Annotated in this window: 16 protein-coding genes; 7 read left to right on the forward strand and 9 right to left on the reverse strand. The window is 41.0% G+C overall.

What is annotated here, in order from left to right; translation table 11 throughout:
* Positions 1–375 (forward strand): hypothetical protein, encoded by a 375-nt coding sequence (locus JWQ85_RS21220; protein ID WP_299471571.1) that lies wholly within the window; start codon positions 1–3, stop codon positions 373–375.
* Here JWQ85_RS21220 and JWQ85_RS21225 read toward each other — a convergent pair whose 3' ends face one another.
* Genes JWQ85_RS21225 through JWQ85_RS21260 form a run of 8 tightly spaced genes read right to left on the reverse strand, consistent with a single transcriptional unit; the run spans position 376 to position 6654 of the window.
* Complete coding sequence (locus JWQ85_RS21225) at positions 376–639, reverse strand: phosphopantetheine-binding protein (protein WP_299471573.1); 264 nt, start codon at positions 637–639, stop codon at positions 376–378.
* Positions 639–1916 (reverse strand): ABC transporter permease, encoded by a 1278-nt coding sequence (locus tag JWQ85_RS21230; protein WP_299471575.1) that lies wholly within the window; start codon positions 1914–1916, stop codon positions 639–641. Before JWQ85_RS21230 ends, JWQ85_RS21225 begins: the two co-directional genes overlap by 1 nt.
* Positions 1916–2671 carry an ABC transporter ATP-binding protein gene (locus JWQ85_RS21235; RefSeq protein ID WP_299471577.1) on the reverse strand — a complete coding sequence of 252 codons (756 nt, stop codon included), beginning with the start codon at positions 2669–2671 and terminating at the stop codon, positions 1916–1918. Before JWQ85_RS21235 ends, JWQ85_RS21230 begins: the two co-directional genes overlap by 1 nt.
* Entirely contained in the window at positions 2662–3675 is a 1014-nt protein-coding gene (locus JWQ85_RS21240; RefSeq protein ID WP_299471579.1) for a BtrH N-terminal domain-containing protein, read from the reverse strand. The genes JWQ85_RS21235 and JWQ85_RS21240 overlap by 10 nt, the downstream gene beginning before the upstream one ends.
* Positions 3665–4072 carry a hypothetical protein gene (locus JWQ85_RS21245; protein WP_299471581.1) on the reverse strand — a complete coding sequence of 136 codons (408 nt, stop codon included), beginning with the start codon at positions 4070–4072 and terminating at the stop codon, positions 3665–3667. The genes JWQ85_RS21240 and JWQ85_RS21245 overlap by 11 nt, the downstream gene beginning before the upstream one ends.
* Before the next feature lie 14 nt (positions 4073–4086).
* Positions 4087–5235 carry a beta-ketoacyl-ACP synthase III gene (locus JWQ85_RS21250; protein WP_299471583.1) on the reverse strand — a complete coding sequence of 383 codons (1149 nt, stop codon included), beginning with the start codon at positions 5233–5235 and terminating at the stop codon, positions 4087–4089.
* A 4-nt stretch (positions 5236–5239) separates the two neighbouring features.
* Entirely contained in the window at positions 5240–6142 is a 903-nt protein-coding gene (locus tag JWQ85_RS21255) for a hypothetical protein (RefSeq protein ID WP_299471584.1), read from the reverse strand.
* 11 nt (positions 6143–6153) lie between these two features.
* Positions 6154–6654, reverse strand: coding sequence for a hypothetical protein (locus JWQ85_RS21260; RefSeq protein ID WP_299471586.1), 501 nt, complete (start codon positions 6652–6654; stop codon positions 6154–6156).
* Positions 6655–6890: 236 nt separating this feature from the next.
* Between JWQ85_RS21260 and JWQ85_RS21265 the strand changes: the two genes are divergently transcribed.
* The 6 genes from JWQ85_RS21265 (at position 6891) to JWQ85_RS21290 (ending at position 12022) form a co-directional block, all read left to right on the forward strand.
* Positions 6891–7688 carry an SDR family oxidoreductase gene (locus JWQ85_RS21265; protein ID WP_299471588.1) on the forward strand — a complete coding sequence of 266 codons (798 nt, stop codon included), beginning with the start codon at positions 6891–6893 and terminating at the stop codon, positions 7686–7688.
* Between the two features lie 19 nt (positions 7689–7707).
* The gene (locus JWQ85_RS21270) at positions 7708–8169 is read left to right on the forward strand and encodes a hydroxymyristoyl-ACP dehydratase (RefSeq protein WP_299471590.1); all 462 of its coding nucleotides are present in this window, start codon (positions 7708–7710) and stop codon (positions 8167–8169) included.
* Positions 8166–9434, forward strand: a complete 1269-nt coding sequence (locus JWQ85_RS21275) for a beta-ketoacyl synthase (protein WP_299471592.1) — start codon at positions 8166–8168, stop codon at positions 9432–9434. The genes JWQ85_RS21270 and JWQ85_RS21275 overlap by 4 nt, the downstream gene beginning before the upstream one ends.
* 6 nt (positions 9435–9440) lie before the next feature.
* Positions 9441–9695, forward strand: a complete 255-nt coding sequence (locus JWQ85_RS21280; protein ID WP_299471593.1) for an acyl carrier protein — start codon at positions 9441–9443, stop codon at positions 9693–9695.
* Entirely contained in the window at positions 9695–10351 is a 657-nt protein-coding gene (locus tag JWQ85_RS21285) for a 4'-phosphopantetheinyl transferase superfamily protein (protein ID WP_299471594.1), read from the forward strand. The genes JWQ85_RS21280 and JWQ85_RS21285 overlap by 1 nt, the downstream gene beginning before the upstream one ends.
* Before the next feature lie 672 nt (positions 10352–11023).
* The gene (locus tag JWQ85_RS21290; RefSeq protein ID WP_299471595.1) at positions 11024–12022 is read left to right on the forward strand and encodes a kelch repeat-containing protein; all 999 of its coding nucleotides are present in this window, start codon (positions 11024–11026) and stop codon (positions 12020–12022) included.
* Positions 12023–12094: 72 nt separating this feature from the next.
* Here the strand turns inward: JWQ85_RS21290 and JWQ85_RS21295 are convergent, their stop codons facing one another.
* Positions 12095–12346: a hypothetical protein gene (locus JWQ85_RS21295; RefSeq protein WP_299471596.1), complete on the reverse strand. Its 252-nt coding sequence runs from the start codon at positions 12344–12346 to the stop codon at positions 12095–12097.
* Positions 12347–12756 lie beyond the last annotated feature (410 nt).

The following is a 12756-nucleotide window of genomic DNA, read 5'->3' on the forward strand; positions in this document are numbered from 1 at the left end:
ATGACTTTAACAAGTGCCGGAGTATTCGGGATACAAAACCTGCAACAACAGGATGGACAGTTGACAGCAACACTCAGCTTAGATAAAAACCATCCAATTTTTCTTGGGCATTTTCCCGGGCAGCCTGTAATACCCGGGGCCTGTATGCTGTCTTTAGTTAAAGACGTTGTTGAGAACACTTTAAAAATCAGCCTTCAACTGAAAAACGCGGGCAATATCAAATTTATGCAAATGATAACGCCGGATAATTCGGAAGCGTTGCAGCTCATCATTACTTACATGCCCCCTCAAGCCGGTCTGCTAAGCCTGAACGCATCTATTTCAAATGCAGATATCGCTTGTTTTAAATTACAGGCTGTATTCCTGGTAGTGTAATTACTTAACTGTATTTGCCTGGATGTAATCGGCAATAGTTGCTACATCTACTAAAACTTTACGTCCTTCCCTCGGGTCTTTGATATCAATACCGTATTCTTTCTTTAACAATACAATTAGTTCAAGCGAGTCAATAGAATCCAAACCCAAACCGTCTCCAAATAAAGGCTCTTTATCGGCGATATCTGTAGGGGTAAGATCGGTCAGGTTTAAAAATTGAATGATCTGTCTTTTTAGCTGTTCTTTTAGTTCGGTAGTTTCCATTATATTAAGTTCTTTCTTTTTAAGCCCACAAAGGTCAGTACCTGGAGCAATAGGGTAATAATAAATAAAAGTAGGATATTGTTTAAAACGTCTTTAAGTTTTCCGCCTTCTAAAAATAGCGAATAATAAGCCTGCAGGCACCAATGCATAGGCGATATATTAGCCGCCGATTTAAAAAAGCCCTGCATGGCAAAACTGGGTACCATTAAGCCGCCCACACAAGCCAGTATCACTATAGACACCGCTCCAAATCCATTGGCTTGTTCCTGTGTTTGCGCAAAAACGCCTACACACATGGCGTAGCTTACGGCACACCAACCACAAACAATGGTAACGATAACCAACGCAAGCACATCCGAAGGTAAATTTAATGCCGGGAGGCCAACATACGGGAACAGCCAGATGCCTATAGAAAATATTACCGCAGCTTGCAGCATAGTTACGGCCAGGTAGGTGATCTGTTTAGATAGCATACCCACAAGGTAGTTTGTTGGTAAGGTTTTTAACCGGATAAAGCTGCCGCTAACTTTCTCGCGCACTACGCTGCCGCTAAGTGACATGATGATGAAAAACATGGCGAAGATAGTCCAGGCGGGTACATTATGCTGGGTAGCATTAGGTGTGGTACGTGTGCCGTCTTTTGAAACCGGGATCTCGTTGATGGCCGTTTGGTTATTCAGCATCTCGTTTTCCAGTTTTTCCGGCAGCTCTTTTTCGTTCATCGAAAAATACAAGCTGCGCAGCGTTTCGCGGCTCTCCACAAGTTGTAGGGCACTGCGCAAAGCGCCTTGTACAGATAGCCTGATATTCTCCTGCAACACCGGGTTGTAGTAAACAGTTAACGGATCTATATCGCCAAGGGTCTTAACGCTGTCACCTTCAAGGCCGAAGCTTTTCAGCGCCTTGCCTGCAACGCTCTTCGACTTTGCATTTACTTTAGCCGAAAAATCCGACGGTATGATGATACCCAGCATGGCATCCTGCTGATGCATGGCCCCGGCAATTTTTTGTTCGTTTTGATCTCCAGATACCTGCGTAGCTTTAAACATGCCTATTTTATTGATCGCTTTGATCAATTGCTTGCTGGCATCGCCGGTATCGCTGTTGTTAATGATGATGGAAAGTTTGTTTTTGTTAACCAACTGAAAAGTGCTGTTTTGAATGCTGGTTACAACTACCACCAATACAATCGGCATAATAAACATCAGCGCGATGCCTACCTTATCGCGCAGCAGTATCCTTACGTCTTTTACTATGGTGGCGGCTAACTTAAACATCAGTTCCTGTATTCCTTTCCGGTTAAATTCAGGAACATTTGCTCCAGATTTTTTTGGTTATGCGTTTTAAGCAGATGTTCAAGATTATCCTGGGCAATTATTTTTCCGCTATCTATCAGTGCAACCTGCTCGCAAAGGTCCTCGGCCTCGTTTAACTGGTGCGATGTGTAAACCAGCGTGGTGCCGCTTTTGTTAAGCGCTAAAAGGTAGTCAATAATGGCGCGCCCGGTTTGTACATCTACACCAACGGTAGGCTCATCTAAAAATAGGATAGCCGGCTTATGAATTACACCAATAGCCAAGTTCACCCTTCGTTTCATCCCGCCCGAAAATTTCTGTACTTGTTTATTTCTTACATCATTTAGCCCCAAAATTGTCAGCAATTCATCCGTCCTGTTTTTTATGGTTTGCTTATCCAGTCCGCTCCACGCACCAAAAAATTCCAGGTTTTCTACTGGGGTTAATTCGTGGTAAAATGAAAAATCTTGCGGAATGAACCCAAAAAGCTTATTTACCTGCTCTTTTTTAGTGCCTATCTTGTATCCTAAAATTTTAATGCTTCCCTCATCGGCGGTTAATAAACCGGTCATTAAACTTATAAGCGTAGTTTTACCGGCACCGTTGGGCCCAAATAACCCAAATCGCTCCCCTTTGTTTATCCTAAGGTTAAGGTTAGAGAAAGAAACATCCGGGTTGCCGGGATAGCGGAAACCGATGTTGTTTACGTCTATGGCTATTTCAGGCGTTAGTCCCATTTTATCTTCTTTAAGGTTTCAAATGCCTGTTTCTCTACTGCGGCAATTTCAATTAAGTAATCACCCATTTTGTCAAAATCCTGCTGATTGGTTAATCGGCCCTTAAAAATTCCTGCCGCTTGTACGGCGGCCGTACGCCACATATCGCCTGCCTGTGTAAAGGTAGCCGACACAACTAACAAGCCTTTGCCCGGCCAGTAGGCATCCGCCTCTTGTAAAAATGCGGCATATATATACCTGAAACCACCACCACCGGTACCAATTTCTTCCTGCATCCTAACAAGTTGTGCCAGGTAAAGGCCGGCTTTTTTAAGGCCAAGTTTATCGAGCCACTTTTTTATTTTAACTCCGGTATTTTTAATGCCTGCAACACCCGCAAAACTGCCGGGTATACTCAGCATATTGTATACGTTTCTTTTAATGCCTGCTTTAATGGCTTGTTTTATCTGTTCCTTGGTAATGGTTGTGGCCGTTTTTGGAAAATAGATCTGCCCGTTTGGGGCCAAAGCACCTTTTGCAAAGCGCACCCGCTGCAACTCATAACTGCTAAGGGTGGTAGCTTCATGCATAATAGGGTCGCTTATCAGGTATTTATCCTCGTCGTATCCATAAACCACTAAGTTGTGCCCGTTAAAATGGAAGCGGTATTCCTTTGGGAAATAGGGCAGGTAGTAAACCCCAACCTGGCAACCTACAGCTATGCCTTTATCTAATTGTTCGCGCAGAAATGCTTCCGCGCTTTCTTTGGAGAAGAACCGCTTTTTAATTATAGGTATGTTCAATGATTTGCAGGTGCGGCTAAAAATATGCCCCGGCAGTGTGCGGAAAGCAATTGCAGGCCCATTATTGATCTTTATGAGCGGGATATATGCAAAAAATAAACCGGCACCTATACCAAAAGCGAGTGGCTCAGTCATTTTGCCGCCCGATGTTTGCCGTAATAAATTGCTGATAACGCCCGATTCACAATGTGCCGCCTGACGATGTTCAAACTCAGTCTTCATGCACCGTCATGGTTTTAAGGTCTTCAACAGTAATATTAAACGCATCCGCGTATTTTTGTAATTTGTTATTTGGCAATTTTTTAAATACATCGGGCTTTAAATGGCGTTTTACCTGCCATTGCCAAAAGCCCGAATAATCGGCAAGAATACTCAGATCCATAAGCCGGTATTCCATAAAAAAATGTATCGGGCTGGCTTCGTTATTACGCACCTTTTGTTTAGCAGCTGCTATACGTTTGTCAATATCGCTCCACGCTAAATCAAGCGCATCTATTTTTACATTCCAGCCGCTGCTTAAAGCCGTTTGGTATTTGCCGTCATCGTCGGTTGCATAGCAAACTTCTTTGGTTATTTTACCAAGCGCGCTTAAATCCTGTGGTATATCTTCTTTTTTCATGGCTCAGTAAACCATTAGCAAACGGTGAGCATTGCATACATGTATGAAAAACGTGCACTTTCGGGCACAAGCAGCAATATCTTTTCGCCCTTTTTTAACCTGCCGCTTTTAAATAGTTCATCTATCATTAGGTATACAGATGCGGCACCAACGTTACCAACGGTATAAAGGTTGATGAACCATTTTTCGTAAGGGATTCCGCCGCCGTATTCGTGTATCATATCGTAGATCTTACTTTTAAAGAAGTTGCTTGATATGTGAGGCAAAAAATAATCGATATCATTTACCGTTAAACCCTTTTTCTCGAAGATCTCTTTGATCTTTTTACCGCCCAGAGGCACTATATTGTCGCTTAACAACGTAATATCCTGCTTAACGCTAAAAATGGATTTGGTCATGATCTCCTCAGGTGTAAAGTCCATAAAGCCTTTTAAAGAGCCGTCGGCCAGTTTGTCTCCGCCCATATACATGCATGTAGGCATTTCATTTGCGTATGATACACCTTCAATCCACTCAATGCGTAAAGATAAACCGTTTTCGTTTGGTTTATCTGTCATTAAAAATGCCGAGGCACCGTCAGACAGCATCCAGCGTAAAAAATCTTTTGAAAAAGCGATATAAGGATTTTCTTCCATCTCTTTCAGCTTTTGAGCTTCCTCTTCAAAAACTTCAGAAACTAATAAACCCGAAAATCTTTCCGAGCCGGTTGCCACAGCGGTTTTAATATCTCCGGATTTGATGGACAGGAAAGCGTATTTTAAGGCGTGCATACCTGCACAGCAAACACCTGCCGGTGATACAACTTCAATGCCGCCGGTTTCGGGCAGCCAACCGTGTGTCATTACACCATGGCTTGGCATCATTTGATCGGGTGATGAAGTACCGCAGGATAATAACTCTATTTCTTTTAAACGCCCTGCATCGTTATCGAATAATTCCCTTACGGCCAGGGCTGTCATTTGTGCATTGGTATGCGTAGACCTATGGTCCTTATCTAGTGCATAATACCGGTTAATGATCCCATTGTTGCGAAGGACTATCTTTTTAGATTTTGAAGGTTTGTTATCAATATACCCTAAATATTGCTCCATTTCGTCGTTAGAAACAGGTTCGTTCGGGAAATAAGCTGCGGTAAGGTTGATATAAACTTTTGTATCGGACATGTAATTAAGTAGTTACGTGTAAATAGGTTAATTTTTTTTTTATAATTCTTTTTGATGAAAACGGTTTTAAGAGTATAGCATCTAAAAATATGAGTACTGGAGCACCTAAAAATAATGCGATAAATAAATAGTACTTAAACGCGCTAAGCCAAGGTGCCTGGTTTTTGCGTTTTGATATAAATTTTGCCCATACCGCAAAAATTGGTTTGGCCCTTTCTTCGGTAAACATTAGCGTATAATTAATAACTACCGCTTTTTGTTTTATTAATTCGTCCTGTAAATTGGTCCAATCTCCTAAAGCCAGGTATTTACTAACAGTTTTGCCAAAGGTTTCGGTATTTTGAATGTCCTTGTCATCAACACCTGGCTTAGGAAATATGTTAAGATAACGTTCTTTTTTGCCAGATAACATCCAATAAAAAATGGTAATAAAGCTAACCATATTGGGGTGCCTGTCTACCAGCGATACATTACCTACCAAATTGGCACCCGCATCGGCCAGCGCTTTTTTAACGCGTACAAAAGCGTTTATCCACATGTTGCGAGCGGCACTAATGGTAATAACGGGTGTATCTTTTAATAAAACCTTAAATTCCGGGTTTAGCAGTAAAGAATTAGTAGGTATGCTTGGCGACAGGAACCAAGGCTGCCAGCCTAATATGATCAGGTCGTACTTTTCTTCTTTCAAACTCAAAGGTTCGAATGGCCTTGGTACGCTTAAAACACAATCAGGCATTACCGAAAAAAAGCGTTGGCCTGTCCAGGGGAAATCGTAATTGTCTAGTGGCTTCAGCGTTACTTTCTCTACCGACGCGCCAGCGGCAACTATAGGTGCCGTAAACGTATTGATGATCTCCGTCATCTGACCGGATTGCGTATAGTAAATAGCCAATATTTTTTTATTCATCGGGTGCAAATTTATAAATCTTCGGCATGCAATACCTTCGATTTTTTGCAGTACTCAATTATCGCGTGCTGAACCGATTGAGGCTGATTTTTGAAATTCTTTTGGATAAATAATTTATCCTTTTCAATGTCATTATGGTACTTGACTATTTTTGGCGCATTTTCTTCGATCGCCAGGCGTAAGAACCTGAATTCGGTGTTTTCTGCATCAGCAATAATAGCGGTTTCGAGTTTTATACGGCCTTCCTTAAAAAAGCCAAGCTTCTTTTTGGGGACATGTACCTTGCCTGCTTTGCGCATCAGTAGCGCGCCTTCATAACCTTCTTTGTTGGCCAGGTCCGATGTTTTAACAATTTCTATCTGTTTATTAATGGCGTCAGTTTCACCTGCGCTCATTACCTCATAGAACTCCTTTTTTTCAAATTTTTGCTGTGCCTGGCCGGTTTTTGTAAAGCCAATGCTCAAGAGCAAAACGGCAGCAAAAGTGGCTTTCCACTTAAAAATGATTTTCATAGTTACCAAACATAATTAATTATAAATGCCCTATCAACCCCAAAACACGCCAATACTTAATAAATGTTGACATTATAAACTTATCGGCTTAACAATTGTATAATATGTGCATTATATACATGAAATTTCATATACTTTAACTTACTTTGGGGTTGCAACTTTTAGCTGTTGCCGCTGTAAAGTATATTAAGCATATATAGGACAATTGAAAGTTAAAAAAGTTTAAATGCGGGTTAATGGATAAAAATGTACAATTTAAAGGTTTGTGGGCGGTTATTTTAGGGGGGTCGAGCGGTTTTGGGTATGCTGCCGTTGAAAAGCTAACCAACCACGGAATGAATGTGGCTCTGCTTTACCGTGAAACATCTGTTACCGAACAGCCGCTGTTAAAAAAACTTGCTACCCTCGCCAAAGCTACCCAGGTTAATATCCTTCCCTACAACATTAACGCACTAGATGCCGCTGGCCGCGACGCATTTATTACAAAAATCAAGTATTTAGTTGATAAGCATTCGGTAAAACTGCTGTTGCATAGTATTGCCCGTGGTAACCTGAAACCATTGGTTGCAGAGGGGGGGGCTGAACTGTCTACCGAGGATATCCAACTAACCAGCTACGCTATGGCAAACAGCTTACTGGACTGGACGAGGCTACTAATAAAAGAGAATTTTTTTGCAGCCGACAGCCGTATAATAGGCCTTACCAGCGAGGGTGCACACAAGTACTGGGACAGCTACGCCGCTATAGCTATCGCAAAGAGTTCGTTAGAAAGTTTAGCTAAATACATGGCGGTTGAGTTTAGCCCGGCTGGTTTAAAAACGAATATTATACAAGCAGGTGTTACCGACACACCGGCATTAAAAATGATACCCGGCAGCAAGAAATTGATAGAAACAAGCATAGCAAGAAACCCTATGGGCAGGCTGACAACGCCTAAAGATGTTGCCAACGTAATTTACCTTTTATGTACTGATGAGGCTTTTTGGATAAACGGTTCATTAATTCATGTGGACGGTGGAGAACATTGTAAGTAATTTATAGTTATAAGCATACATGACCAATCATATATTAAACCATCTTCCTTATAAATCGTCTTTCCGTTTCGTAGATCACATCGCCTCGTTAAATGAGGATGGTGTAAAAGGAGAATATACGTTAAAGCCAGACTCTTTTTTTTATGAGGATCATTTTGAAGATAACCCGGTTACCCCGGGCGTTATCATTACCGAAATTATGGCGCAAATAGGGCTGGTAGTCTTGGGTATGTTTTTAATAATGAAAGAAGCCGATCATCGGTTTGAAGCGAACGACTCGATGTTTCCGTTGTTAACGTCAACAGACGTGTCATTTTATAAAATTGTGCTGCCGGGGCAAAAAGTCACTGTGATATCAAAGAAAGAATATTTCAGGTTTGGCAAGTTAAAGTGTTATGTAGAAATGATGAACAGCGATAACGAATTAGTAGCCAAGGGAATGTTTGCGGGCATAATTAAACAAATTGCGGTAAACAAATGAGCAATCGTGTAGTAATTACCGGCTTAGGGGTTGTATCGCCAAATGGGGTTGGCATAAGTGCTTTCCTGGATGCCATACAAAAGGGTGTATCGGGTATAAAATTTATGCCGCATTACAGGGAGTTGAATTTTAGCTGTCAGGTGGCCGGTATGCCCACTTTTGATTGGGGAAGTTTAAAAAATTATATATCTGACGTTACTTTTCATGGTTTAAAAGGCACCAATATAGGCTATGGGCTAGCTGCTGCACTGGATGCCTGGGTAGATTCGGGTATGAGTTACGACACTGATGAACCACGCTGGGAAACCGGTTGTATTTTTGGTAATAGCATTGCCGATACCGAGGCCATGAAAAACGTGATCAGCAAGGTTGATAATAAAGAGGCACGGAAACTTGGATCGCGCGTGGTAGAGCAGGCCATGAACAGCGGTGTTACGTCGTACATATCAGGCAGGCTTGGTTTAGGTAACAAAGTAATAACCAACTCGGCAGCGTGCGCAACGGGTACGCAGGCCATTTTAATGGGGTATGAATATGTTAAGCATGGCTATGCAAAGCGTATGTTGGTTGGTAGTGCCGAACACGTAGATACTTATGTCTACGGCGCGTTTGACAGTATGCGGGTACTATCCAGGAAATTTAACGATGAGCCTGAAAAGGCATCGAGGCCAATGAGCGCAACCGCAGGCGGTTTTGTGCCTGGCTCGGGGGCAGGAGCGCTGGTGCTGGAAGACCTGGACTTCGCGTTAGCACGTAACGCCCGTATTTATGCAGAAGTGCTTGGTGGATCAACAAATTCAGGCGGGCAAAGGCAGGGTGGCACCATGACGGCTGCAAACTCTACAAGTGTAAAAAGATGTATCGCCGAGGCTATGTTCACTGCCGGTATAAATGGTGCAGACATCGACCTCGTAAGCGGCCATTTAACGGCAACCAATGCAGATAGGCAGGAAATAATAAACTGGACAGAGGCCTTAGGGAGAGCAGGGGATGATTTTCCGCTTACCAACTCCTTAAAATCAATGATCGGGCATGCGTTGAGTGCAGCCGGATCAATAGAAACAGTGGCATCTGTATTGCAGATTGTGCACAATTTTGTTCATCCCAACATTAATTTGGACGACCCGAACCCTGAAATTACAAATTTGATAGGTTTGGAACGGTTACCGGTGAAAATGATAAAAAAAGAAGTTAACATTGTAGCAAAAGCAAATTTTGGTTTTGGAGATGTAAACTCCTGTTTAATACTAAGTAAATACAAGTAAAAAAAAATGACGAGAGAAGAAATATTAAATGAACTTAAAAAGGTTATTGCGCCTTACACAACCAATAAAGAAATGCTGGCAGGCATTGATGATAATACGGATTTGATAAAGGACCTCAAAATCAATTCGGCCAATTTGGTTGATATTATTATTGATGCCGAGGCAAAATACGATATTGAAATTGACTATGACTCCGCCGATAAAATGGTGAATGTTGGCAACTGCGTAGATGTGATCAATGAAAAGCTTAAAGAAAAATAATGCTAAGCGCCGGCAATGATATTGTATCGTTTGCAGAGATCGATCCCGTTAGAACAAATCAGGCAGCTTTTTACAAAAAAATCCTTACTGATTGGGAAGTACTTCAATACCAAAAATTAGCAGATACTATAGCTGCTTTTGAAGTATATGTTTGGCTGCTGTGGTCGGTTAAAGAGGCCGCTTTCAAGTTTCTTCGGCGGTTAAATTCCCAAATCGTGTTTTCTCCTTCAAAATTTATTGTCGGTGATATTAAATCACTGGAAATCTCTGCTTTTAAAAGCTTGGGGTTTGATGAGACTAAGAATGCACTTAATAAAACAACATGGCACGGCCATATCACCGTTGACAAAACCGAATTAATGTATTTTTCTGTAATAGGCGTTGACTATGTACACTCTATAATTCATCAAGTTCATAATTCCGGAGAGAGCTATGCCGGTGTAAAACACATTACAGATACTTCAGCACAAAATCAATCTTCCGAGGTAAGAAAGTTGTGCCTTGATCAGTTAAGGCAGCTAATGCCAGGCATCCAGTTTAATATCAACAAATCTGAACAAGGTGTGCCCTTCATATACAATATTGACGAAAAGGTGACCCACCCCGTTTCCTTTTCGCATCATGGGCATTTTGTTGCCTATTCATTTGTAATCTAATATTAATGGCGTTGAGAATATCGGCCAAATGCCATAGATATGAAGAACGCCAAGCTGATCAGCTTGGCGTTCTTCATTAAATGACCCTGTTCGGGATAGTAGATAAAGCACCCGATACATTATGACACATGCAATGTCCATTAGTACCATCCTGGTCAAAGGAAATATCGAAGTACAACACCAGCAAAGCAGGCAGTGAGGATATGGACACTAAACCAGCTGTCGCAACTTATTAGGCAAATGTCTTTGCAAGATTGCGGTAGACGGGCTTACGAATGGGGAAGGACAAATTATAAAAATTTGTACTACTGCAGCATGGCAGATGATTCACTTATATAATACGCAGGACTATTCTAGCAAAACGTCTGTGAAACCACCGGTTTACAGTCAGTTTCGCTAATGTGTGATAAAGATCGTATAGATAAACAGAAACTTTGTGTACTAAAAGAAATAGATAATATTTAACTTTAAAGTAACAATGTGTCCTAATAATTAGCTAAATCTCGATATGATGTAAAGGTTATTCGGGATGTTGTTTTATCCGAAATCACTTATTCATGAAAAAAAAGTTTCTATTGGCTATGCTTGCTTTTGCAGAGAGTTTACATAGCATGAAAAGGGTCGACAAAAACGTTTTCAAAGTATGAATCTAAATTATATACAATCCACTCTATGAAACACTATAAACAATTAGCATTAGCATTCATTTTGTTAATGAGCGCTTGCAGAAAAGATGATTCTGCGTTGATCACTGAGAAAACGCCACCATCCGCATTATCCGTTAATGCAATTGGCTTGTGGGAAGAAAAAGCGAATTTTGCCTCGGAAAGAGCCTATTCGGTGGCGTTTAGTATTGATGGAAAAGGTTTCATAGGTTTAGGTACGGCTCAGGAAGAGGCAATAAATGATTTTTGGATGTACAACCCTGCTGATAATAGTTGGACTTGTAAAGCAAGCTTCCCTGGATTACGGCGAACTGCTGCTGTTGGTTTTAGCATTGGTAAAAAGGGATATGCAGGAACAGGCTACTCGAATATTAACCAGGGTATTTCTTTAAAGGATTTTTGGGAATATAGCCCGGAAACTGATTGCTGGACAAGAAAAGCTGATTTCCCGGGAACCGCTCGCTTTGCAGCAGTTGGATTTAGCATAGGGGATAAGGGCTATATAGTAACCGGAAGCATTGGCCAAACAGACAGTAATTATTTATGGGAGTTTGATTCTAAAACGAATACATGGACGCGTAAAGCGGATTTTCCCAGCGAAGCCCGTCAATACGCTGTAGCATTCACCATCGGAATGAAGGGTTACCTGGGTACCGGAATTTCTTTAAATGGCGATAAAAATGATTTTTGGGAATACAGCCAATCAACTGACCAATGGGTCAAAAAAGCAAGTTTTGCCGGATCAATAAGGCACAGCGCTGCAGGATTTACCATCGGCGATCTTGGGTATTTAGGCACCGGAGTTTCAAATTTTAATGATGATAACAAAGATCTTTGGGAATACAATCCGGTAACGGATAAATGGTTACAAAAGGCGGACTTCCAGGGACAAGCAAGATTTGCAGCCACCGGATTAAGTATCGGGAGTAAAGGATATATCGGCTTTGGTACGCAGTCCGTTCCAACAACCAATCTCAGCGATTTTTGGCAGTTTACAGCAAATTGAAGAGCTTTACGGTTGCGGATTATAGTAATTCCACAAAATTATATTAGGTCCCTCAATCAGTGTATGGGACTTCTATTTTAAAATGGTAAAATCTCTATGTTGCCGGCTTGACCGGATAATGAAATTTAAATCATATTCACGTTTTCTAACCCGCTCAATATTGGTGCTTATCTTAACATGTAGTTCACTACACTCTATAATGAAACGCTCATCATCAAGAATTGTAATTACAAGTCTGTCATCTTCTATTTCTATTGATTCTCTGTAGGCTTTTGGTAGTTCTTTTTGAAGATAAATAAGAACCCGGTTTAGGTATTCTTTCATTTTTATTCGATCAGGTTAGGTAACGTGCTTTAACCAGTTCAATCACTGCTTGCATGTCTTGAAAGCGAAATTCCGGATCCCTACTGAATTTTGCAAGCCATTTTGCCTTGTCAATTGGGTTGAGATAGATTCCAAGCTTCTTTCTTAAAAGGTACGCTATTTAATAATTTCGAAACTTACCTTCTAAAAAAATAGGTTAGAATAATATTACTACCTCTCATCTACACAACCATCCTAACCAAGTAACATTTCCAAAAAACATCAAATCTTTGTAAATCTCCTATACTAAGTAAGTAAGTAAGTAAGTAAGTAAGTAAGTAAGTAAGTAAGTAAGTAAGTAAGTAAGTAAGTAAGTAAGTAAGTAAGTAAGTAAGTAAGTAAGTAAGTAAGTAAGTAAGTAAGTAAGTAAG

The sequence above is a fragment of the Mucilaginibacter sp. genome, from assembly GCF_028288105.1.
GTDB lineage: Bacteria > Bacteroidota > Bacteroidia > Sphingobacteriales > Sphingobacteriaceae > Mucilaginibacter.

Excerpts from the sequence above, each read along its gene's own strand:
- JWQ85_RS21220 (WP_299471571.1), top strand. The coding sequence starts at position 1 with ATGACTTTAACAAGTGCCGGAGTATTCGGGATACAAAACCTGCAACAA.
- JWQ85_RS21265 (WP_299471588.1), top strand. The coding sequence starts at position 6,891 with ATGGATAAAAATGTACAATTTAAAGGTTTGTGGGCGGTTATTTTAGGG.
- JWQ85_RS21230 (WP_299471575.1), bottom strand. The coding sequence starts at position 1,916 with ATGTTTAAGTTAGCCGCCACCATAGTAAAAGACGTAAGGATACTGCTG.
- JWQ85_RS21245 (WP_299471581.1), bottom strand. The coding sequence starts at position 4,072 with ATGAAAAAAGAAGATATACCACAGGATTTAAGCGCGCTTGGTAAAATA.
- JWQ85_RS21275 (WP_299471592.1), top strand. The coding sequence starts at position 8,166 with ATGAGCAATCGTGTAGTAATTACCGGCTTAGGGGTTGTATCGCCAAAT.
- JWQ85_RS21270 (WP_299471590.1), top strand. The coding sequence starts at position 7,708 with ATGACCAATCATATATTAAACCATCTTCCTTATAAATCGTCTTTCCGT.
- JWQ85_RS21225 (WP_299471573.1), bottom strand. The coding sequence starts at position 639 with ATGGAAACTACCGAACTAAAAGAACAGCTAAAAAGACAGATCATTCAA.
- JWQ85_RS21290 (WP_299471595.1), top strand. The coding sequence starts at position 11,024 with ATGAAACACTATAAACAATTAGCATTAGCATTCATTTTGTTAATGAGC.
- JWQ85_RS21260 (WP_299471586.1), bottom strand. The coding sequence starts at position 6,654 with ATGAAAATCATTTTTAAGTGGAAAGCCACTTTTGCTGCCGTTTTGCTC.
- JWQ85_RS21255 (WP_299471584.1), bottom strand. The coding sequence starts at position 6,142 with ATGAATAAAAAAATATTGGCTATTTACTATACGCAATCCGGTCAGATG.
- JWQ85_RS21235 (WP_299471577.1), bottom strand. The coding sequence starts at position 2,671 with ATGGGACTAACGCCTGAAATAGCCATAGACGTAAACAACATCGGTTTC.
- JWQ85_RS21295 (WP_299471596.1), bottom strand. The coding sequence starts at position 12,346 with ATGAAAGAATACCTAAACCGGGTTCTTATTTATCTTCAAAAAGAACTA.
- JWQ85_RS21280 (WP_299471593.1), top strand. The coding sequence starts at position 9,441 with ATGACGAGAGAAGAAATATTAAATGAACTTAAAAAGGTTATTGCGCCT.
- JWQ85_RS21240 (WP_299471579.1), bottom strand. The coding sequence starts at position 3,675 with ATGAAGACTGAGTTTGAACATCGTCAGGCGGCACATTGTGAATCGGGC.
- JWQ85_RS21285 (WP_299471594.1), top strand. The coding sequence starts at position 9,695 with ATGCTAAGCGCCGGCAATGATATTGTATCGTTTGCAGAGATCGATCCC.
- JWQ85_RS21250 (WP_299471583.1), bottom strand. The coding sequence starts at position 5,235 with ATGTCCGATACAAAAGTTTATATCAACCTTACCGCAGCTTATTTCCCG.